The sequence below is a fragment of the Streptomyces sp. SCPE 10 genome, assembly GCF_051980735.1.
In the GTDB taxonomy this organism is placed as follows: domain Bacteria; phylum Actinomycetota; class Actinomycetes; order Streptomycetales; family Streptomycetaceae; genus Streptomyces; species Streptomyces misionensis.
In genome coordinates this window covers 1753605-1775955 of the sequence record NZ_CP197069.1, presented here as the reverse complement: position 1 = coordinate 1775955, position 22351 = coordinate 1753605, and the positions used below count along the sequence as shown (strand labels likewise).

The 22351-nt window shown below is 70.3% G+C and carries 15 protein-coding genes; 8 read left to right on the top strand and 7 right to left on the bottom strand.

Annotation, left to right across the window (positions count from 1 at the left end; genetic code table 11):
* Window positions 1-112: 112 nt before the first annotated feature.
* The 4 genes from ACSP97_RS08325 to ACSP97_RS08310 all read right to left on the bottom strand — a co-directional run bounded on the left by ACSP97_RS08325 (window position 113) and on the right by ACSP97_RS08310 (window position 5285).
* Window positions 113-1729: a glycerol-3-phosphate dehydrogenase/oxidase gene (locus ACSP97_RS08325; RefSeq protein WP_355154230.1), complete on the bottom strand. Its 1617-nt coding sequence runs from the start codon at window positions 1727-1729 to the stop codon at window positions 113-115.
* 47 nt (window positions 1730-1776) lie between these two features.
* Window positions 1777-3315 carry a glycerol kinase GlpK gene (gene glpK / locus ACSP97_RS08320; protein WP_355154232.1) on the bottom strand — a complete coding sequence of 513 codons (1539 nt, stop codon included), beginning with the start codon at window positions 3313-3315 and terminating at the stop codon, window positions 1777-1779.
* Between the two features lie 67 nt (window positions 3316-3382).
* Entirely contained in the window at window positions 3383-4174 is a 792-nt protein-coding gene (locus ACSP97_RS08315) for an MIP/aquaporin family protein (protein WP_355154234.1), read from the bottom strand.
* Window positions 4175-4520: 346 nt separating this feature from the next.
* Window positions 4521-5285, bottom strand: a complete 765-nt coding sequence (locus ACSP97_RS08310) for an IclR family transcriptional regulator (RefSeq protein WP_355154236.1) — start codon at window positions 5283-5285, stop codon at window positions 4521-4523.
* Between the two features lie 310 nt (window positions 5286-5595).
* On the opposite strand from ACSP97_RS08310, the gene metH reads away from it, so the two are divergent.
* The 3 genes from metH to ACSP97_RS08295 all read left to right on the top strand — a co-directional run bounded on the left by metH (window position 5596) and on the right by ACSP97_RS08295 (window position 12197).
* Complete coding sequence (gene metH / locus ACSP97_RS08305) at window positions 5596-9111, top strand: methionine synthase (RefSeq protein ID WP_440556949.1); 3516 nt, start codon at window positions 5596-5598, stop codon at window positions 9109-9111.
* 184 nt (window positions 9112-9295) lie between these two features.
* Window positions 9296-9997: an HAD family hydrolase gene (locus ACSP97_RS08300; protein ID WP_355154240.1), complete on the top strand. Its 702-nt coding sequence runs from the start codon at window positions 9296-9298 to the stop codon at window positions 9995-9997.
* 595 nt (window positions 9998-10592) lie between these two features.
* Complete coding sequence (locus ACSP97_RS08295; RefSeq protein WP_355154241.1) at window positions 10593-12197, top strand: ABC transporter substrate-binding protein; 1605 nt, start codon at window positions 10593-10595, stop codon at window positions 12195-12197.
* A gap of 98 nt (window positions 12198-12295) precedes the next feature.
* On the opposite strand, the gene ACSP97_RS08290 is transcribed toward ACSP97_RS08295, so the two are convergent.
* Both ACSP97_RS08290 and ACSP97_RS08285 read right to left on the bottom strand, forming a co-directional pair.
* Entirely contained in the window at window positions 12296-12967 is a 672-nt protein-coding gene (locus ACSP97_RS08290; RefSeq protein WP_355154243.1) for a response regulator transcription factor, read from the bottom strand.
* 14 nt (window positions 12968-12981) lie between these two features.
* Complete coding sequence (locus ACSP97_RS08285) at window positions 12982-13959, bottom strand: RecB family exonuclease (RefSeq protein ID WP_440556947.1); 978 nt, start codon at window positions 13957-13959, stop codon at window positions 12982-12984.
* A gap of 168 nt (window positions 13960-14127) precedes the next feature.
* Here ACSP97_RS08285 and ACSP97_RS08280 point away from each other — a divergent pair, with 168 nt between their 5' ends.
* From ACSP97_RS08280 to ACSP97_RS08270, 3 genes are all read left to right on the top strand, one after another.
* The gene (locus ACSP97_RS08280; protein ID WP_355154247.1) at window positions 14128-16101 is read left to right on the top strand and encodes a site-2 protease family protein; all 1974 of its coding nucleotides are present in this window, start codon (window positions 14128-14130) and stop codon (window positions 16099-16101) included.
* A 68-nt stretch (window positions 16102-16169) separates the two neighbouring features.
* Window positions 16170-17072, top strand: coding sequence for a tRNA (adenine-N1)-methyltransferase (locus tag ACSP97_RS08275; RefSeq protein WP_067031713.1), 903 nt, complete (start codon window positions 16170-16172; stop codon window positions 17070-17072).
* A 229-nt stretch (window positions 17073-17301) separates the two neighbouring features.
* Window positions 17302-17901: a hypothetical protein gene (locus ACSP97_RS08270; RefSeq protein ID WP_355154250.1), complete on the top strand. Its 600-nt coding sequence runs from the start codon at window positions 17302-17304 to the stop codon at window positions 17899-17901.
* 25 nt (window positions 17902-17926) lie between these two features.
* Here the strand turns inward: ACSP97_RS08270 and ACSP97_RS08265 are convergent, their stop codons facing one another.
* Window positions 17927-18229: a ferredoxin gene (locus ACSP97_RS08265; RefSeq protein ID WP_355154252.1), complete on the bottom strand. Its 303-nt coding sequence runs from the start codon at window positions 18227-18229 to the stop codon at window positions 17927-17929.
* A 520-nt stretch (window positions 18230-18749) separates the two neighbouring features.
* Between ACSP97_RS08265 and arc the strand changes: the two genes are divergently transcribed.
* Window positions 18750-20516: a proteasome ATPase gene (arc, locus tag ACSP97_RS08260; RefSeq protein ID WP_355154254.1), complete on the top strand. Its 1767-nt coding sequence runs from the start codon at window positions 18750-18752 to the stop codon at window positions 20514-20516.
* 232 nt (window positions 20517-20748) lie between these two features.
* Window positions 20749-22260: a depupylase/deamidase Dop gene (gene dop / locus ACSP97_RS08255; protein WP_355154256.1), complete on the top strand. Its 1512-nt coding sequence runs from the start codon at window positions 20749-20751 to the stop codon at window positions 22258-22260.
* The last annotated feature ends 91 nt before the right edge of the window (window positions 22261-22351 follow it).

Sequence of the window (22351 nt, the reverse complement as noted above, 5' to 3'; positions counted from 1 at the left end):
CGCCCCGTGCTCGAACACCCTTCGGGCCGCGGACAGGACACGCGCCGTGCGGGCGCGCCGGAAGGGGCGGCCCGCGTCCACGGCGCCGCCCCTTCCCTCGTGCGGTACGGGACTACTTCCCGTCGAGCATGCCCTGCACCTTGGCGCGGACCTCGTCCGTGGCCAGGCCGCGGATCGTCAGCGTGGTGCGGCGGCGCAGCACGTCGTCCGGGGTCTCGGCCCACTCGTGGTCACGGGCCCAGACGACCTGCGCCCAGATCTCCGGCGCGTCCGGGTGGACCCGCTCGGCCAGCTCCGGGTTCTCGTTCGCCAGCCGGGCGATGTCGAAGGCCAGCGAGCCGTAGTGGGTGGCCAGGTGCCTGGCGGTGTCGGCGGCCATCCGCGGGCCGGGCGCCGGGTGGTCCACCAGCAGCCGGTGCGCGACGGCGCGCGGGTTGGCGACGCCGGGCAGCGGGAGCTTCTTCGGCAGCGAGGAGATCGGCTCGAAGTCGTCGCCCAGCGGGTGGCCGGGCAGCGCCTCCAGCTTCTTCATGATCGTGCGGCCGATGTGGCGGAACGTGGTCCACTTGCCGCCCGCCACGGACAGCATGCCGCCCTTGCCCTCGGTCACCACGGTCTCGCGCTTGGCCTTGGCGGTGTCGCCGGGGCCGCCCGGCAGCACCCGCAGGCCGGCGAACGCGTAGGTGATCAGGTCGCGCCGGAGCTGCTGGTCCCGGACGGAGAACGCGGCCTCGTCCAGGATCTGGGCTATGTCCTTCTCGTTGACCGCGACGTCCGCCGGGTCGCCCTCGTACTCCTCGTCGGTGGTGCCGAGCAGCAGCATGTCCTCCCAGGGGAGGGCGAAGGTAATCCGGTACTTGTCGATCGGGGTGGCCAGCGCGGCCTTCCACGGCGAGGTCCGCTTCAGGACCAGGTGCGCGCCCTTGGACAGGCGGATGGACGGCGCCGCGTTCGGGTCCTCCATCTTGCGCAGGTGGTCGACCCAGGGGCCGGTCGCGTTCAGCACCAGCCGGGCGTCGACGCCGAACTCGTCACCGGACAGCCGGTCCTTCAGCTCGGCACCGGTGACCCGGCCGCGGGTGAAGCGCAGGCCGGTGACCTCGGCGTGGTTGAGGACGACCGCGCCCGCCTCGACGGCCGCGCGGACCGTCATCAGCGCCATGCGCGCGTCGTTCATCTGGTCGTCGCCGTACACGGCCACGGCCTTGAGGTTCTCGGTGCGCAGTTCGGGCACGTCCTGCGCCGCCTTGGCGGGGGAGAGCAGGTGGCCGACGCCGTCGCCGAATGCCGACAGCGCGGAGTAGGCGAAGACGCCCGCGCCGAGCTTCGCCGCGCCGTGCGGGCCGCCCTTGTACACGGGGAGGTAGAAGGTGAGCGGGTTCGCCAGGTGGGGGGCCACCTGGCGGGAGACCGCACGGCGTTCGAAGTGGTTCTCCGCCACCAGCTTCACCGCGCCGGTCTGCAGGTAGCGCAGGCCGCCGTGGAGCAGCTTGGAGGAGGCGGAGGAGGTGGCACCGGCGAAGTCGCCGGCATCGACCAGCGCCACCCTGAGCCCGGACTGCGCGGCGTGCCAGGCGGTCGAGATGCCCAGGATGCCGCCGCCGATCACAAGAAGGTCGTACGACGCCTTGGCGAGCTGCTCCCTGGTCTCGGCGCGGCTCGGGTTGGAGCCGGAGGCCGGGCGCGTCCCCAGGGCAGGTACGGACTGCAGGGTGGACTGACTGGTCATGTGGGGTACTTACTCCTCGTCAGAGCGGTGTGAGCCGAAAAGCCCGCTCAGCTCTCGTCCTCGATCCAGCCCATGGTCCGGTCGACGGCCTTGAGCCAGTTCTTGTACTCACGGTCGCGGGTCTCCGCGTCCATCCGGGGGGTCCATTCGGCGGCCCGGCGCCAGTTGGCGCGCAGCTCGTCGGTGCTGGACCAGAAGCCGACGGCGAGGCCGGCGGCGTAGGCGGCGCCGAGGCAGGTGGTCTCGGCGACCATCGGGCGCACCACCGGCGCGTCGAGGACGTCGGAGAGCGTCTGCATCAGCAGGTTGTTGGCGGTCATGCCACCGTCGACCTTGAGGGTGGACAGCTCGACGCCCGAGTCCTTGGTCATGGCGTCGGCGATCTCCCGGGTCTGCCAGGCGGTGGCCTCCAGGACGGCGCGCGCGAGGTGCGCCTTGGTGACGTACCGGGTCAGGCCGGCGATCACACCGCGGGCGTCGGAGCGCCAGTGCGGGGCGAACAGGCCGGAGAAGGCCGGCACGAAGTAGGCGCCGCCGTTGTCCTCGACCGAGAGCGCGAGGGTCTCGATCTCGGCGGCGGTGGAGATCAGGCCCATCTGGTCGCGCATCCACTGCACCAGCGAGCCGGTGACGGCGATCGAGCCCTCCAGGGCGAAGACCGTCGGCTGCTCGCCGATCTTGTAGCCGACGGTGGTCAGCAGACCGGCGTAGGAGTTGATGATCTTGTCGCCGGTGTTCATCACCATGAAGGTGCCGGTGCCGTAGGTCGACTTGGTCTCGCCCTCGGAGAAACAGGTCTGGCCGAACAGGGCCGCCTGCTGGTCGCCGAGCGCGGAGGCGACCGGGATGCCGCCCAGCAGGTCGCCGAGCTTGCCGCCCTTGATCTCGCCGTACACCTCGGCGGAGGAGCGGATCTCGGGCAGGATCTGCGGCGGCACGCCGATGGACTCGCAGATCCGCTGGTCCCACGCCATGGTGTGGAGGTTCATCAGCAGGGTGCGCGAGGCGTTGGTGACGTCGGTGACGTGCCGGCCGCCGTCGACACCACCGGTCAGGTTCCAGATGACCCAGCTGTCCATGGTGCCGAAGAGGATGTCCCCGGCCTCGGCGCGCTCCTTGAGGCCCTCGACGTTGTCGAGCAGCCAGCGGGCCTTGGGGCCGGCGAAGTAGGAGGCCAGCGGCAGGCCGGTCTCGCGGCGGAAGCGGTCCTGGCCGACGTTGCGGGCCAGCTCCCGGCACAGGGCGTCGGTGCGGGTGTCCTGCCAGACGATGGCGTTGTGGACGGGCTCACCGGTGTTCTTGTCCCACAGCACGGTGGTCTCGCGCTGGTTGGTGATGCCGATGGCCTTGATGTCGTCGCGGGTGATGCCGGCCTTGGCGACGGCTCCGGCGACGACCTCCTGGACGTTGGTCCAGATCTCGTTGGCGTTGTGCTCGACCCAGCCCGGCTTGGGGAAGATCTGCTCGTGCTCCTTCTGGTCGACGGAGACGATGCGGCCGTCCCGGTCGAAGACGATGCAGCGCGAGGAGGTGGTGCCCTGGTCGATCGCGGCGATGAAGGGGCCTGCGGTGTGGGCGTCGGTCACTGTGTGCTCCTGAAGGTCCGTGGTGAGGGGCTGAACGTACGGCGCGTGCGCCGGAACCCGGGGGTTCCTAGAAGGCGGCGTTGTAGATGCCGGCCGCGATGGCGGCGCCGATCAGCGGACCGACCACCGGGATCCAGGCGTAGCTCCAGTCGGAGCCGCCCTTGTTGGGCAGCGGGAGCAGGGCGTGCACGATGCGGGGGCCGAGGTCACGGGCCGGGTTGATCGCGTAGCCGGTCGGGCCGCCGAGGGAGAGGCCGACGGCCACCACGACGAACGCGGTGATCAGGCCGCCGAGCGGGCCGAGGCCGTTGCCCTGGTTGTTCAGGCCCTGCGTGAGGACCGCGAGGATCAGCACGAAGGTGCCGATGATCTCCGTCGCGAGGTTCTGGGCGATGTTCCGGATCTCCGGGCCGGTGGAGAAGATGCCGAGCACCGGGCCCGCGCCCTGCTCCTGGGCCTCCACGGCCTTGGCCGAGGTGGCCTGGGCGCCCGGACCGCCGACGATCTCCTTGTCGGTCAGGTGCGCGTGGAACTGGCCGTAGTAGGCGAGCCACACCAGGACCGCGCCGATCATGGCGCCGAGGAGCTGACCGCCGAGGTAGTACGGGACGTTGCTCCAGTCGCTGTTCTTGATGGCCAGGGCGACGGTGACGGCCGGGTTGAGGTGGGCGCCGGAGAGCGGCGTGGAGATGTAAACGGCCGTCATGACGGCGAAGCCCCACCCGAAGGCGATGGCGATCCAACCGGCGTTACGGGCCTTGGAGGCCTTCAGCGTGACGGCGGCGCAGACGCCGCCGCCGAGCAGGATGAGTATGGCGGTACCGATGGTCTCGCCGATGAAGATGTCGGAGCTGGACACCCGCGACTCCTTTGTCCTTCGTCCAGGGGTAAGCCGAACCCCGGAGTCCCACCGGGAGTTCTGGCGCCCTCGGGGGTGAGAGCGATGCCGGCCCTTGGCTTGTCACACTCTAACGCGTATTGCCGGTAGGTGTTCGACAATGCCGACCGATGGACGGGAGTCTTGCTTCGGCGTTACGTATGCGTCAAGAGTTCTGTTATCCAAAACCGGATCGTTATTGATCGCCGCCGGTTATCACTCTTCGCTCGCTGATGTAGTTTTGGCCCCGCTTTGTCCGTTTCAGGGTAGGCCGAGAACCGGAACGCCGCCCGGCGTCCCGGTCCTACCCACAACGAGGCACGAACTCTCAGAACCGTCCGGCGCCCAGATCCCTGGAGACCGCGCGGGCGCAGTCGCGCACCGCGGCGATCAGCTCCGGACGCAGCTCGCCCTCCCGGCACAGCCGCTCCACCGCGCCCGTGATGCCGACCGCGCCCACCGGCATCCGGCGCCGGTCGTGCACGGGCGCGGCGATCGACGCCACGCCCTCCCAGGTCTCCTCCACGTCGGCCGCGTAACCCCGCGCCCGAGTGATGTCGAGGATGTGCTCGAACTCGCCGGCGTCGCACACCGTGCGGTCCGTGAACGCCTTGCGCTCGGTCTCCAGGGCCTCGCTGTGCGCCACCGGGTCGTACGCGGCCAGCACCTTGCCCAGCGCGGTGCAGTGCAGCGGCTGCATGGCGCCGATCTCCAGCACCTGCCGGCTGTCGTCGGGCCGGAAGACGTGGTGCACGATCAGCACGCCCTGCTGGTGCAGCACCCCCAGGTGCACGCTCTCCCCGCTGGAGCGGGCCAGATCGTCCGTCCACACCAGGGCGCGGGCCCGCAGCTCGTGCACGTCCAGATAGGTGGTGCCCAGGCGCAGCAGCTCGGCACCCAGCTGATAGCGGCCCGAGGCGTCGTCCTGCTCGACGAACCCCTCCTGCTGGAGGGTGCGCAGGATGCCGTGCGCGGTGCCCTTGGCGAGGCCGAGCGAGGAGGCGATGTCCGACAGGCCGAGCCGTCGCTCGCCGCCCGCGAGCAGCCGCAGCATCGCGGCCGCGCGTTCGAGCGACTGGATGTTCCGTGCCATCGCCGTCCTGCCTCCGTCCCCTTCGACTGCCGATACATGCCGGTGGGCGAGCGCCGTTTGTCACCGCACTCGCTACCACCGTTCGGCAATGTCGAACACTACCGGTCCATGTCGACCTCCCGCTAATGGTCGGTCGACTCCTGTTACATCCCGTGTGGTCCGCGCGTGGCGCCGGGGCCATTCGCGTCCGTCACGTGGACGCCTGTGCCCATCCAAGCCCACACCCGGTTAGTCTGGCGCCGTGCGGACCCCCCGCCTGCCCTGGGGTCCCGCATAGCCGACAGCCGTCGCACCTTCAGGGAGCCCCTACATGGCCTCGTTGCCAACGTCCCCTATCGCCGACAGCCGGACCCGTGCGTCCGCGCTCCGAGAGGCGCTCGCCACCCGCGTGGTGGTCGCCGACGGAGCCATGGGCACCATGCTCCAGGCCCAGGAACCCACCCTGGACGACTTCCAGCAGCTCGAAGGCTGCAACGAGATCCTCAACCTGACCCGCCCGGACATCGTCCGCTCCGTCCACGAGGCCTACTTCGCCGTGGGCGTCGACTGCGTCGAGACCAACACCTTCGGGGCCAACCACTCCGCCCTTGGCGAGTACGACATCCCCGAACGGGTCCACGAACTGTCCGAGGCCGGCGCCCGCGTCGCCCGCGAGGTCGCCGACGAGTTCACCGCCCGCGACGGCCGCCCCCGCTGGGTGCTGGGCTCCATGGGCCCCGGCACCAAGCTGCCCACCCTCGGCCACGCCCCGTACACCACCCTGCGCGACGCCTACCAGCGCAACGCCGAGGGCCTGGTCACCGGCGGTGCCGACGCGCTGCTCGTGGAGACCACCCAGGACCTGCTCCAGACCAAGGCCGCCGTGCTCGGCGCCCGGCGCGCCCTGGACACCCTGGGCCTGGACCTCCCGGTGATCGTGTCGGTGACCGTCGAGACCACCGGCACCATGCTGCTGGGCTCGGAGATCGGCGCGGCACTGACGGCCCTGGAGCCGCTGGGCATCGATCTGATCGGCCTGAACTGCGCCACCGGCCCCGCGGAGATGAGCGAGCACCTGCGCTACCTCGCCCGCAACGCCCGCATCCCGCTGTCCTGCATGCCCAACGCGGGCCTGCCCGTCCTTGGCAAGGACGGCGCCCACTACCCGCTGACCGCCCCCGAGCTGGCGGACGCGCAGGAGACGTTCGTGCGTGAGTACGGGCTGTCGCTGGTGGGCGGGTGCTGCGGGACGACTCCGGAGCATCTGCGGCAGGTGGTGGAGCGGGTGCGGGACATGGTGCCGTCGGCGCGTGCGCCGCGGCCGGAGCCGGGCGCGGCCTCGCTGTACCAGTCGGTGCCGTTCCGGCAGGACACCTCGTATCTCGCGATCGGTGAGCGCACGAACGCGAACGGGTCGAAGAAGTTCCGTGAGGCGATGCTGGAGGGCCGCTGGGACGACTGTGTGGAGATCGCCCGCGAGCAGATCCGCGAGGGCGCGCACATGCTCGACCTGTGTGTGGACTACGTCGGCCGGGACGGTGTCGCGGACATGGAGGAGCTGGCCGGGCGGCTGGCGACGGCGTCGACGCTGCCGATCGTGCTGGACTCCACCGAGGTGGAGGTGATCCGGGCCGGTCTGGAGAAGCTGGGCGGGCGCGCGGTGATCAACTCGGTGAACTACGAGGACGGGGAGGGGCCCGGGTCGCGGTTCGCGCGGGTGACGGCGCTGGCGCGGGAGCACGGTGCGGCGCTGATCGCGCTGACCATCGACGAGGAGGGCCAGGCCCGCACCCCCGGGAAGAAGGTGGAGATCGCCGAGCGGCTGATCGCGGACCTGACGGGGAACTGGGGGATCCGTGAGGAGGACATCCTCATCGACACCCTCACGTTCACGATCTGCACGGGCCAGGAGGAGTCCCGCGGGGACGGTGTGGCGACGATCGAGGCGATCCGGGAGCTGAAGCGGCGCCATCCCGCGGTGCAGACCACGCTCGGGCTGTCGAACATCTCCTTCGGGCTGAACCCGGCCGCGCGGATCCTGTTGAACTCGGTGTTCCTGGACGAGTGTGTGAAGGCGGGACTGGACTCGGCGATCGTGCACGCCTCGAAGATCCTGCCCATCGCCCGGTTCAGCGAGGAGGAGGTCGCCACCGCGCTGGACCTGATCTACGACCGCCGCGCCGAGGGCTACGACCCGTTGCAGAAGCTCATGCAGCTGTTCGAGGGGGCGACGGCGAAGTCGCTGAAGGCGGGCAAGGCCGAGGAACTGGCCGCGCTGCCCCTGGAGGAACGGCTCAAGCGGCGGATCATCGACGGGGAACGCAACGGTCTGGAAGCCGACCTGGACGCCGCGCTCGCGGAGCGGCCGGCGCTGGACATCGTCAACGAGACGCTGCTGGACGGCATGAAGGTCGTCGGTGAGCTGTTCGGCTCGGGGCAGATGCAGCTGCCGTTCGTGCTGCAGTCCGCCGAGGTGATGAAGGCCGCGGTCGCCTATCTGGAACCGCACATGGAGAAGTCGGACGCCGAGGGCAAGGGCACCATCGTTTTGGCCACGGTGCGCGGTGACGTCCACGACATCGGCAAGAACCTGGTCGACATCATCCTGTCGAACAACGGCTACAACGTGGTCAACCTCGGGATCAAGCAGCCCGTCTCCGCGATCCTGGAGGCCGCCGAGGAACACCGCGCGGACGTGATCGGCATGTCCGGGCTGCTGGTGAAGTCCACCGTGATCATGAAGGAGAACCTGGAGGAGCTCAACCAGCGCGGCCTGGCCGCCCGCTTCCCGGTCATCCTCGGCGGCGCCGCCCTCACCCGCGCCTACGTCGAACAGGACCTCCACGAGATCTACGACGGCGAGGTCCGCTACGCCCGCGACGCCTTCGAGGGCCTGCGCCTGATGGACGCCCTCATCGGCGTCAAACGCGGCGTGCCGGGTGCGAAGCTGCCCGAGCTGCGGCAGCGCCGGGTCCGGGCCACGGCCGCGGCGGAGGTGACCGAGCGGCCCGAGGAAGGACACGTGCGCTCCGACGTCGCCACCGACAACCCCGTGCCCACCCCGCCGTTCTGGGGCACCCGCGTCAGCAAGGGCATCCAGCTCAAGGAATACGCCTCCTGGCTCGACGAAGGCGCCCTCTTCAAGGGCCAATGGGGTCTCAAGCAGGCCCGCACCGGAGACGGGCCCACCTACGAGGAACTCGTCGAGACCGAGGGCCGGCCCCGGCTGCGCGGCCTGCTGGACCGGCTCCAGACGGAGAACCTGCTGGAAGCGGCCGTCGTCCACGGCTACTTCCCCTGCGTCTCCAAGGACGACGACCTGATCATTCTCGACGAACAGGGCAACGAACGCACCCGGTTCACCTTCCCCCGCCAGCGCCGCGGCCGGCGGCTGTGCCTGGCCGACTTCTTCCGCCCCGAGGAGTCCGGCGAGACCGACGTGGTCGGCCTCCAGGTCGTCACCGTCGGCTCCCGCATCGGCGAGGAGACCGCCAAGCTCTTCGAGTCCAACGCCTACCGCGACTACCTCGAACTGCACGGCCTGTCCGTCCAGTTGGCCGAAGCCCTCGCCGAGTACTGGCACGCCCGCGTCCGCGCCGAACTCGGCTTCGGCGGCGAGGACCCGGCCGACATCGAGGACATGTTCGCCCTGAAGTACCGCGGCGCCCGCTTCTCCCTCGGCTACGGCGCCTGCCCCGACCTGGAGGACCGCGCCAAGATCGCCACCCTGCTGGAACCCGAGCGGATCGGGGTCCGGCTGTCCGAGGAGTTCCAGCTCCACCCCGAACAGTCCACGGACGCGATCGTGATCCATCACCCCGAGGCGAAGTACTTCAACGCCCGGTGACATCCCCCGAGGCGCACGACCCGCCCGCCTCCGGACCACGCCGGGGGTGACAAGCGGGGTACCCCCGGGCGCTCCGTGATAAACGAGGCGCTTCGGGCGGCGGAGTCGTAGACTGGTCGGTCCACCGCAGGCCGGTTCCCCGAGTGGGGACCGGCCTGAACGTCCCTCAAGGAGGTGCGCCCGGATGACCAGCACGGTCCCCGCGCTCGGAACCCGTTCGGCCGAAGGGTCCGCCCTGCAAGCGGTCCTCCTCGACATGGACGGCACCCTGGTGGACACCGAGGGCTTCTGGTGGGACGTCGAGGTGGAGGTCTTCGCCGCCCTCGGCCACACCCTGGACGAATCCTGGAAGCACGTCGTGGTCGGCGGCCCCATGACCCGCAGCGCCGGCTTCCTCATCGAGGCCACCGGCGCCGACATCCCCCTCGCCGAACTCAGCCTCCTGCTCAACGAGGGCTTCGAAGCCCGCATCAGCACCGGCCTGCCACTCAAGCCCGGCGCCGCCCGGCTGCTCGCCGAACTGCACCAGCACGGCATCCCCACCGCCCTGGTCTCCGCCTCCCACCGGCGCATCATCGACCGCGTGCTCACCGTCCTCGGCCCGCACCACTTCGCCCTGTCCATCGCGGGCGACGAGGTCACCCGCACCAAACCCTTCCCCGACCCCTACCTGCTCGCCGCCACCGGACTCGGCGCCCACCCCAGCAGATGCGCCGTCGTCGAGGACACCGCCACCGGCGTCGCCGCCGCCGAGGCCGCCGGCTGCCACGTCGTCGCCGTACCCTCCCTCGCCCCCATCAGCCCCGCCGCACGCCGCACCGTCGTCTCCTCCCTCGAACAGGTCGACCTGGCATTTCTGCGCGGCCTGATGACGGAAATGCGCTAGGGTCTTTCGTTTGGATCAGGCCGGATCAGGGAGCGGGGCCTGGTGCGTGCAGATGCAAGGCGGAGGAGCGAGCCGATGCGGAGCATCGGCGACTGACGACAACGCGGCAGATGCGCGTGCCAGGCCCCGCGAGCCCGGCCTGATCCAAACGAGAGGCCCTAGCCGTTCACCCAGCGTGCGAACACCATTGACCAGGGCCGAATAACCGTGGAAGTACACCCGAGGTGGAATTCACCACAGGCCGCCCCGGCCGAATTCCGACACCCCCTCGGATCGCCGCGGATGTGACGTTCGCCACCCTGCCGGGGCTCGACAATGCCGGACGAGTATGCAGAACGACCCCGCCCGACCGGGATCCACGACTCCATGTGTCCCGATTGATGAGAAGCTGCACTAATCCTGCCGCTGTCGGGTTTTCGGTGTGTCCGCACCCGGTTTCACAGCGTGATGGACAGTCAACTCACGCGGCCGTGAACGCCCCAGCCGGTCCGGACTAATCTCATCGCGAGAACATCGCCGAAAACCCCCCGTGCTCCGCCGCGCCACCCATGCATGCCGGAAACACGGACCCGAACAGCTCTGGAGAAACCCCCGCATGAACCGCAAGACTTTGGTGCTGCCGGCGGTGGCCGGCCTGCTCACCCCGGTCCTCGCCGCGTGCGGCGGATCGGGCAGCGGGAGCAAGGGCGGCGACGCCATCGTCGTCGGCACCACGGACCGGTTCACCGTCACCAAGGACGCTCCCGCGCCCCTCGACCCGGCCTACGCCTACGACGTCGGCCCGTGGAACCTCCTGCGCCAGACCGTGCAGACCCTGATGGCCGAGCCCAAGGGCGAGGGCAACCCCGTCCCGGACGCCGCCGAAAGCTGCGGCTTCACCGACAGCGGCAGCGAGCGCTACGCCTGCAAGCTGCGCGACGGCCTCACCTTCGCCAACGGCGACCCGGTCACCGCCCAGGACGTCAAGTACTCCATCGAGCGCGCCCTGCGCCTGAAGGCCGACACGGGTGTCTCCTCCCTGCTCAACACCATCGACACCATCGAGACCCAGGGCGACCGCGAGGTGATCTTCCACCTCAACACGGCCGACGCCACCTTCCCGTACAAGCTGTCCACCCCGGTCGCCGGCATCGTCAACCCCAAGGACTACCCCAAGGACTCGCTGCGCGACGGCTTCCACCTGGACGGCTCCGGCCCCTACACCTTCCAGGCCGACGTCAAGGACAACGCGGTCGTCAGCGTCACCTTCACCAAGAACCCCCACTACAAGGGGGCCGTGACGGTCAACAACGACAAGGTCGTGGTCCGGTCCTTCGCCGACGCCGACGCCATGGGCGCCGCGATCGACAAGGGCGACATCGACGTCATGAGCCGCACCATGTCGCCCGCCCAGGTCCAGAAGCTGGACTCCGGCAACGACCAGAACGTCGACCTGGTCGAGATGCCCGGCCTGGAAACCCGCTACCTGGCCTTCAACACCAACGCGCCGGCCGTGAAGTCCAAGGCCGTGCGCCAGGCGATGGCCCAGATCATCAACCGCGGCGAACTCGTCGCCAAGGTCTACGGCACCCAGGCCGAGCCCCTGTACTCCCTGGTCCCCGCCACCGTCACCGGGCACTCCAACTCGTTCTTCAACAAGTACGGCAACCCCAGCGCCGCCAAGGCCAAGGACCTGCTCACCAAGGCCGGCATCACCACCCCGGTGAAGCTGACCATGCACTACACCACCGACCACTACGGCTCGGCCACCAAGCAGGAGTTCGAGACCCTGCAGAAGCAGCTCAACGACAGCGGCCTGTTCGACGTCACCATCCAGGGCCACCCCTGGTCGACCTTCCGCCCCGCCGAGCGCAAGGGCCAGTACGACGTCTACGGCATGGGTTGGTTCCCCGACTTCCCGGACCCGGACAGCTTCCTCGCGCCGTTCCTCGACAAGGGCAACTTCCTCGGCTCGCCGTACTCCAACAGCACCATCCAGCGCACCCTGATCCCGCAGTCCCGCCGCGAGGCCAACCGCCTCTCGGCCGCCGACAGCCTCATCGAGATCCAGAACATGGTCGCCGACGACGTCCCGTTCCTCCCGCTGTGGCAGGGCAAGCAGTACATCGCCGCACGCGACGACATCACGGGCGTCGCCTACGCCGTCAACTCCTCCTCCACGCTCCAGCTCTGGGAGCTCGGCCGGGGCGTCGACGGCTGACGAACCCTCAAACGGCGCAGGGCGCCCTCCCCCCATCGGGGAAGGGCGCCCTGCGCCGTCGTGAGCGAACCGCCGCGCGTGCGACGGAACCCCGCGCACTACTGCGCGCCGGGACGCACCAGACCACTCTCGTACGCGTACACCGCGGCCTGCACCCGGTCCCGCAGACCCAGCTTGGTCAGCACATGCCCCACATGCGTCTTCACCGTGGTCTCGCTGACGAACAGATCGGCCGCGATCTCCGCGTTGGACAACCCGCGCGCCACCAGCTTCAGCACCTCCACCTCACGATCCGTCAAGGTGTGCAGGGTGTCCGGCACCGGGTCCTCACCAGAGGGCAGATGCGTGGCGTACTTGTCCAGCAGCCGCCGCGTGATGCTCGGCGCCAGCATCGCCTCACCGGCCGCCACCACCCGGATCGCCTGCACCAGCTCGTCCGCCGGCGCGTCCTTCAGCAGAAAACCACTGGCCCCCGCGCGCAACGCCTCCACCACGTACTCGTCCAGATCGAACGTGGTCAGCACCAGCACCTTCGCCGGGCCGTTCCGCTCCGGGCCGGTGATCTGCCGGGTCGCCTCGACACCGTCCATCCGCGGCATACGGATGTCCATCAGCACGACGTCCGGTTGCAGGGCCCGCACCTGATCCAGGGCCTGCAGACCGTCACCGGCCTCGCCGACGACCGCGAGATCCTGCTCGGCCTCCAGGATCATCCGGAAACCCGTACGCAGCAGGGGCTGGTCGTCGACCAGTAGGACGCGGATGGCCACGTGACACTCCTTCGCTAGTCCGCGCCCATTCTGCCCTGCTCCACCCCATCGGATCCGACCACCCTCAGCGGCAGCGGATACGGCGGGGGAGTGCCCCCGAACTCCGGGCAGTGCGCCTGGTGATCGCACCAGCCGCACAGCTTGGTCGGCCGGGGCCGCCAGTCACCGGTCTCGGTGGCCCGCCGGATCGCCTCCCACAGCGCGCGCAGCCGGCGCTCGACCCGCTCCAGATCGGCGGGCACCGGGTCGTACGTCAGCACATCGCCGCTGCCGAGGTACACCAGCTGCAACCGGCGCGGCACCACGCCCTTCAGCCGCCAGATCACCAGGGCGTAGAACTTCATCTGGAACAACGCGTTCTCCGCGTACTCCGGCCGCGGCGCCTTGCCCGTCTTGTAGTCGACGATGCGCACCTCACCGGTCGGCGCCACGTCCACCCGGTCGATGATGCCGCGCAGCCGGAGCCCCGACTCCAGCTCGGCCTCCACGAACAGCTCCCGCTCGGCCGGCTCCAGACGCGTCGGATCCTCCAGCGTGAACCAGCGCTCCACCAGCCGCTCCGCCTCACCCAGCCACTGCGCGAGGCGCTGCCCGTCCGGATCGTCCGCGAACAGCTCCGCCAGCTCCGGGCGGCTCTCGCGCAGCCGGTCCCACTGACCCGGCACCAGCGCCTTCGCCCGCGGGGCGGTCCGCTCACCGGCCGGGGCGTCGAACAACCGCTCCAGCACCGCGTGCACCAGCGTGCCCCGCGTCGCCGCCTCGCTCGGCTTCTCCGGCAGCCGGTCGATCACCCGGAACCGGTACAACAACGGACACTGCATGAAGTCACCGGCCCGCGACGGGGACAGCGAGGCCGGCGCCACGGCCACACGCCCGACGGCGGCGCCGTCCGCACCACCGGGCCCACCGGTGGTCGCTTCCGCCGCGGGCGGTTCCGTCGTCGGCCCGGGAGCGCTCGACGCGGCCCCCGCCTCCTCGAAGCTGGTGTCCATGTCCACAGACCATACGGCCCACCACTGACAGTGACCCAGCCGCGGGCCGTGCCCACGGGGCAAACTCCAGGGGTGCCGGGGCGAAACGTGCCACCACGGCCGCATACCATCGATCTGAGACCCTTCCGTCCCGGCAGGCGCGGAAGACGCTTCGAACGAGGGGACACCGTGGACGTGAGCGGCGCGAGCGGGCAGCCGCGGTCCGGCGACGACAAGCCGACCGAGCACCCCGCAAGTCCAACGCCCCCGCCGACCGCCCCCGAGGCCCCGGCGCCGCCGGACGACGCCCACCCCGCGCGGCCCGCGCCCCCGGGCGCCCCCGACACGGTCCCCGCTCCCGACGCCCGCCCGGAGGACGGCCCCGGCGGCGACGCCTCAGGCCCCGAAGCCCGGCCCGCTCCCGCCCCGGAGGCGTCCCCCGGCCCGGCCGCCGATGCCGGCTCCGCGAGCCCCGCGCCCGCGGGCAGCCCCGAGGCCACCCACCCGGCGGCTGCCCCCGCCGCCGACGCCCGCCCGGAGGACGCCCCCGGCGGTGACGCCTCAGGCCCCGAAACCCGGCCCGCCTCCAGCCCGGACGCTTCCCCCGGCCCGGCCGCCGACGCCCCCGGCGCCGACGCCCGCCCCGCGAACAGCCCCGGCGACGGCACCCCGGCTCCCGAAGCCCGGCCCGCCACCCCCGCCCCGGACACGCCCCCCGCCGCCCCGCGCACCGAGCACGACACGGGCCCCGACCGGGAGAACCCGGCGCCGGACGCCCCCGGCGACCAGCACGGCCGGCCCCGTCCCGCCGCCGACGCCGAACCCGGAGCCGCTCCCGCCCGCGGTGACCAAAACGACCGCCCCCGTCCCGCCGCCGACGGCGGGCCCGGCACCGCCCCGCACCACCGCCCCACCACGCACCCCGACCCCTCCGGCCACCGCACCCTCGCCCACTCCGAGCACCCCACCGGACCCGGCATGGCCAAGGGAGAGCCCCCGCGACGGCCGAAGGAACCCGGCGGCGGCATCCTCATGGGACGCCCCTTCGGCGTGCCCGTGTACGTCGCACCGAGCTGGTTCCTCGTGGCCGCACTGATCACCTGGGTGTTCGGCGGCCAGCTCGACCGCGTCCTGCCCCAGCTCGGCGCCGCCCGCTACCTCGTCTCCCTCTTCTTCGCCGTCGCCTTCTACGCCTCCGTCCTCGTCCACGAACTCGCCCACACCGTCGCCGCGATCCGCTTCAAACTCCCCGTCCGCCGCATCCAGCTCCAGTTCTTCGGCGGCGTCTCCGAGATCGAGAAGGAAGCCGAGACCCCCGGCCGCGAGTTCGTCCTCGCCTTCGTCGGCCCCCTGCTCTCCCTCGTCCTCGCCGGGGTCTTCTACCTCGCGATGAAACCCGTCCAACCCGGCACCGTCCCCGGCATCCTGCTCGCCGGCCTGATGGTCTCCAACCTCATCGTGGCGATCTTCAACCTCCTCCCCGGCCTCCCCCTGGACGGCGGCCGCATGCTCCGCGCCGTCGTCTGGAAGATCACCGGCAAACCCATGAGCGGCACCGTCGCCGCCGCCTGGGTCGGCCGCGCCCTCGCCGTCGCCGTCCTCATCGGACTGCCCCTGCTCAACTCCTCCGGCACTTTCGGCGGCGGCAACCAGGACACCGGCGGCATGGACACCGTCACCGACGCCCTGCTCGCCGCCATCCTCGCCGCCATCATCTGGACCGGCGCCGGCAACAGCCTGCGCATGGCGAGGCTGCGCGAACACCTGCCCGAACTGCGCGCCCGCACCCTCACCCGGCGGGCCGTCCCCGTCGAGACCGACACCCCCCTGTCCGAAGCCCTGCGCCGCGCCAACGCCGCCGGCGCCCGCGCCCTGGTCGTCGTCGACTCCGACGGCCACCCCCTCTCCCTGGTCCGCGAATCCGCCATCGTCGGCGTACCCGAACACCGCCGCCCCTGGGTCGCCGTCAGCACCCTCGCCCAGGACCTCACCGAAGGCATGCGCGTCTCCGCCGAACTGGCCGGCGAGGAACTCCTCGACGCCCTGCGCGCCGCCCCCGCCACCGAATACCTGGTCGTCGAGGAAACCGGCGAGATCTACGGCGTACTGTCCGCCGCGGACGTCGAACGCGCCTTCGTCCGCGCCATGGCCAGGCCCGCCTGACCACCCACACCCCGCCCCCGCCCGCCACACCGGTCAAGCCCCCCGCAGGGACCCGGTAGGCTGGTCACATGTCCGAACCGACCGGTGCCGCCCGCAGGCGCGGGCCCTTCAAGGTCGGGGACCAGGTTCAGCTGACCGACCCCAAGGGCCGCCACTACACGTTCACGCTCGAAGCCGGAAAGAACTTCCACACCCACAAGGGTTCCTTCCCGCACGACGAACTGATCGGCGCTCCCGAGGGCAGCGTTGTCCGCACCACCGGCAACGTCGCCTACCTCGCGCTGCGCCCCCTGCTCCCCGACTACGTCCTGTCCATGCCCCGCGGGGCAGCCGTCGTCTACCCGAAGGACGCGGGACAGATCCTCGCCTTCGCCGACATCTTCCCCGGCGCCCGCGTCGTGGAGGCCGGCGTCGGCTCCGGCTCGCTGAGCAGCTTCCTGCTGCGCGCCATCGGCGACCAGGGCATGCTGCACTCCTACGAGCGCCGCGAAGACTTCGCCGAAATCGCCCAGCAGAACGTGGAGCGCTACTTCGGCGGCCCCCACCCCGCCTGGCAGCTCACCGTCGGCGACCTCCAGGACAACCTGTCCGACACCGACGTCGACCGCGTCATCCTCGACATGCTCGCCCCCTGGGAATGCCTGGAGGCCGTCTCCAAGGCCCTCGTCCCCGGCGGCATCCTGTGCTGCTACGTGGCCACCACCACCCAGCTCGCCCGGACCGTGGAATCCATCCGCGAGATCGGCTGCTTCAACGAGCCGACCGCCTGGGAGACCATGATCCGCAACTGGCACATCGAGGGCCTCGCCGTCCGCCCCGACCACCGGATGATCGGCCACACCGGCTTCCTGCTCACCGCCCGCCGCCTCGCCGACGGCGTCGAGCCCCCCATGCGCCGTCGCCGCCCCGCCAAGGGCGCCTACGGCGAGGACTACGCCGGCCCCAACGCCGACGGAGGCAGCGGCCGCTGACCCGGCCCGCACCGGCACAACACAAGGGCGCCGTCGCCGACTTCCCACCCCCGACCGGGAACTCGGCCACGGCGCCCGTTCGTTGACACGGCACACCCCGGCACCCGGCGGCCCGACCCCCGCGGACGGCCGCCACCGGGAAACCCGACCCCGCCGTTCCCCCACACTGTGACGTGTGGCACCATGCTGGCCACACCCCCCGGCACAGCCCTCACAGGAGACACTCCTCGTGCAGCAATCCGCCGTTCCGGAGCTCGCCCACACCCACACCCGCCCCATCCACTGGCTCGCCACGGCCACCGCCCTCGCCGGCGTCGTGGCCCTCTCCTCGCTCGTCCAGCCCGGCTCCGCCACGGCCGCCCAGCCCACCGCCGCCGGCAGCACCGCCCCGGCCCCCGCCGCGGCCACCCCGCCCGGCACCGCCGGCGTGACCTTCCCGCTCTCCTGCGGAACCGGAACCACAACCGGAACCGAGAAGACCGTCGTCGCCACAAAAGCCACCGGCGACCTCGACGGCGACGGCCGCCCCGAAACCGCCGCCGTCGTCCACTGCGACTCCGCCATGGGCACCCCACCCGACGGCGTCTACGTCCTCACCCGCGCCGCCGACGGCCACACCCCCCGCGTCGTCGCCACCCTCGTCGCCCCCAAGGAACGACTCACCGTCACCGACCTCGCCATCCACGCCGGAACCGTCACCGCCACCCTGCTCGGCTACTCCTCCGACGCCGTACCGAGCTGCTGCCCCGACGTGAAAACCCCGGCCGCATGGCACTGGAACGGCAAAGCCTTCCTACGCACCACCCCGGCCGGGGTCCACAGCGTCTGACGACGCCACGTCCGAAAAACGCGGGTCACTCCGCGTCCGGACCGTACACCTCCACCTTGTCCAAAACCCTGCGCACATGAATGCACTCACCAGGACACTCCCTGGCCGAGTCCACCACATCCGTGAGCAGCGGCAGCGGCACGGGCACCGTCGCCCCCGCCTCCTGGAGCAGCTCGTCGTCCGCGCCCTTCACATAGGCCAGACCGTCGATGTCCAGCTCGAACACCTCCGGCGCGTACTGGGCACAGATCCCGTCGCCGGTACACAGGTCCTGGTCGATCCAGACCTCCAGCGCCTCACCGGCCGGGGCCTCCTGCTGCACGGTCACCTCTCCTGACATCGGTTCGCCGGACACCCCGGCAGGCACCCCGCCCACCAGGACCACCCGGCGGGCAGTCGAACACGCCCGACCCTACCCCCGCCCCCCGAACCCGCCACCCCCGACCACCCACGGGTTTCCACCCCCACCCCCTCGGGTACGAGCGCTCGACCAGGGACGAGACGCCCCATACCCAGGGCGAACACTTCCAGCCAAGCCCGCGGTGACACCGCCAGGCCACACCGTCGCTCTGCGTAAGGACCGCACGAGCGCCCTGCGGCCTGCCCGCACACGGGCCCGCCCCGGCCGGAGCCGACAACTCCGGCCACCCACGAAGGGTTTCGACCACGCCAACCATGGAACAAGCTGCTTCCCCATCACGTTGAGTGGGTATCCCCTCCGTGCGAGGGAGTGTGCGCCGGGTGACCGACGACACACCTTGACAGTCTTTGTGATCTAGGGGTTTCAATCGACACCCACCCAGGTAGGGTCTGGAAGCGTCCAGCTCCCCTTGGAGGAGGTGAGGACCGTGGCAGCCCACGACGACGACATGAACCGCGGCATCCGCCCGGGACGCGGGTCCGAAGACCCGTCCGGGCAGATCGCCTACCTTGAGCAGGAGATCGCCGTCCTGCGACGCAAGCTCGCCGACTCTCCGCGACACACGAGGATTCTCGAAGAGCGGATCGTCGAGCTGCAGACCAACCTGGCCGGCGTGTCCGCCCAGAACGAACGGCTGGCCAACACCCTGCGCGAGGCCCGCGACCAGATCGTGGCCCTCAAGGAGGAAGTCGACCGGCTCGCCCAGCCGCCGGCCGGCTTCGGAGTCTTCCTGCAAGCCAACGAGGACGGCACCGCCGACATCTTCACCGGCGGCCGCAAACTCCGCGTCAACGTCAGCCCCAGCGTCGAGCTCGACGAACTGCGCCGCGGCCAGGAAGTCATGCTCAACGAAGCGCTCAACGTGGTCGACGCCATGGAGTTCGAGCGCGTCGGCGACATCGTCACCCTCAAGGAACTCCTCGAGGACGGCGAACGCGCCCTCGTCATCGGACACACCGACGAGGAACGAGTGGTCCGGCTCGCCGAACCCCTCCTCGACGTCACCATCCGACCCGGCGACGCACTCCTGCTCGAACCCCGCTCCGGATACGTCTACGAAGTCGTCCCCAAGAGCGAGGTCGAGGAACTCGTCCTCGAAGAAGTCCCCGACATCGGCTACGAAGCCATCGGCGGCCTCGGCAACCAGATCGAAGCGATCCGCGACGCCGTCGAACTGCCGTACCTCTACCCCGACCTCTTCAAGGAGCACGAGCTGCGCCCGCCCAAGGGCGTCCTGCTCTACGGCCCCCCCGGCTGCGGAAAGACCCTCATCGCCAAGGCCGTCGCCAACAGCCTGGCCAAGAAGGTCGCCGAAGTCACCGGCCAAGCCGCCGGCAAGAGCTTCTTCCTCAACATCAAGGGCCCCGAGCTCCTCAACAAGTACGTCGGCGAAACCGAACGCCAGATCCGCCTCGTCTTCCAGCGAGCCCGCGAGAAGGCCAGCGACGGCACCCCCGTCATCGTCTTCTTCGACGAGATGGAATCGCTCTTCCGTACCCGCGGCTCCGGCGTCAGCTCCGACGTCGAGAACACCATCGTCCCCCAGCTGCTCGCCGAGATCGACGGAGTCGAAGGCCTGCAGAACGTGGTCGTCATCGGCGCCTCCAACCGCGAGGACATGATCGACCCCGCCATCCTGCGCCCCGGCCGCCTCGACGTGAAGATCAAGATCGAGCGCCCCGACGCCGAAGCCGCCAAGGACATCTTCGGCAAATACCTCACCGAACGCCTTCCGCTCCACACCGACGACCTCGACGAACACAGCGGCGACAAGAACGCCACGGTCCAGGCCATGATCCAGACCGCCGTCGAGCAGATGTACGCGGAATCCGAGGAAAACCGCTTCCTGGAAGTCACCTACGCCAACGGCGACAAGGAAGTCCTCTACTTCAAGGACTTCAACTCCGGCGCCATGATCGAGAACATCGTGGGCCGCGCCAAGAAAATGGCGATCAAGGACTTCCTCGAAAAGAACCAGAAGGGCCTCCGCGTCTCCCACCTCCTCCAGGCCTGCGTGGACGAGTTCAAGGAGAACGAAGACCTGCCCAACACCACCAACCCCGACGACTGGGCCCGCATCTCCGGAAAGAAGGGCGAACGGATCGTCTACATCCGCACCCTCATCACCGGAAAGCAGGGCGCGGACACCGGACGCTCCATCGACACGGTGGCGAACACCGGTCAGTACCTGTAAAAGCGGGGCGGCTGCGGGTGCCCACGACGGGTACCCGCAGCCGACTGCTTTTCTGGCCACGACCGGAGCAGGCAATGACGCAAATGATCTCCCCACCAGCGCAAAGGCGTTCTAGGCTCTTTCCTACCGCCGAGTCGCGCAGTGCGGGCACGGGCACCGCACACGCACCGGAGCGCCAGCGGTACGTGAGCGGCGCCCATCACCGAGGGCGCCGCCGGGCAAGGAGGGCCGCATGACCGTACGGCGAGTAATGGGCATCGAGACGGAGTACGGCATCTCCGTCCCCGGTCACCCCAACGCGAACGCCATGCTCACCTCGTCCCAGATCGTCAACGCCTACGCGGCGGCGATGCACCGGGCCCGCCGGGCCCGCTGGGACTTCGAGGAGGAGAACCCGCTACGCGACGCGCGGGGCTTCGACCTCGCCCGGGAGGCCGCCGACGCCAGCCAGCTCACCGACGAGGACATCGGCCTCGCCAACGTGATCCTCACCAACGGCGCCCGGCTCTACGTCGACCACGCCCACCCCGAATACAGCGCCCCCGAGGTCACCAACCCCCGCGACGCCGTCCTGTGGGACAAGGCCGGCGAACGCATCATGGCCGAGGCCGCCGAACGGGCCGCACAGCTCCCCGGCGCCCAGCCCATCCACCTCTACAAGAACAACACCGACAACAAGGGCGCCTCCTACGGCACCCACGAGAACTACCTCATGCGGCGCGAGACCCCGTTCTCGGACATCGTGCGCCACCTGACGCCGTTCTTCGTCTCCCGCCAGGTCTTCGCCGGCGCCGGCCGCGTCGGCATCGGCCAGGACGGCCACGAACACGGCTTCCAGCTCAGCCAGCGCGCCGACTACTTCGAGGTCGAGGTCGGACTCGAGACCACCCTCAAGCGCCCCATCATCAACACCCGCGACGAACCCCACGCGGACGCCGAGAAGTACCGCCGACTCCACGTGATCATCGGCGACGCCAACCTCTCGGAGATCTCCACCTACCTCAAACTCGGCACCACCTCCCTGGTCCTCGCCATGATCGAGGACGGCTTCATCGCCGTCGACCTGGCCGTCGACCAGCCCGTCCGCACCCTGCACCAGGTTTCCCACGATCCGTCCCTCAAGCGCCTGGTCACCCTCCGCAGCGGCCGCACCCTCACCGCCGTCCAGCTCCAGATGGAGTACTACGAGCTGGCCCGCAAATACGTCGAGGAGCGCCACGGAGCCGACGCCGACGAGCAGACCAAGGACATCCTCAGCCGCTGGGAGGACACCCTCACCCGGCTGGAGAACGACCCCATGAGCCTCGCCGGCGAACTCGACTGGGTCGCCAAGCGCGAGCTGATGGAGGGCTACCGCCGCCGCGACAGCCTCGACTGGGACGCCGCCCGGCTGCACCTGGTCGACCTCCAGTACGCCGACGTACGCCCCGAGAAGGGCCTCTACAACCGCCTGGTGGCCCGCGGCCGGATGAAGCGCCTGCTGGACGAGTCCGAGGTCGAGCGGGCCCGTACGAAGCCGCCGGAGGACACCCGGGCCTACTTCCGCGGCCGCTGCCTGGAGCAGTACGCGGACGACGTCGCCGCGGCCAGCTGGGACTCGGTCATCTTCGACCTCCCCGGCCGCGACTCCCTCCAGCGCGTACCAACCCTGGAACCACTACGCGGAACGCGAAATCACGTCAAGGAGCTACTGGACCGCTGCCGTACCGCGGAAGACCTGGTCAGGGTCCTTTCGGGCGGATGAGCGGCACCAGGGGGGTACTCGGTGCGGCCCTGGGCGGCGGGTGGAAATCTCGCCGCCCGGGAATCATCGAAGTGGCCCCCGCACGTTGGAG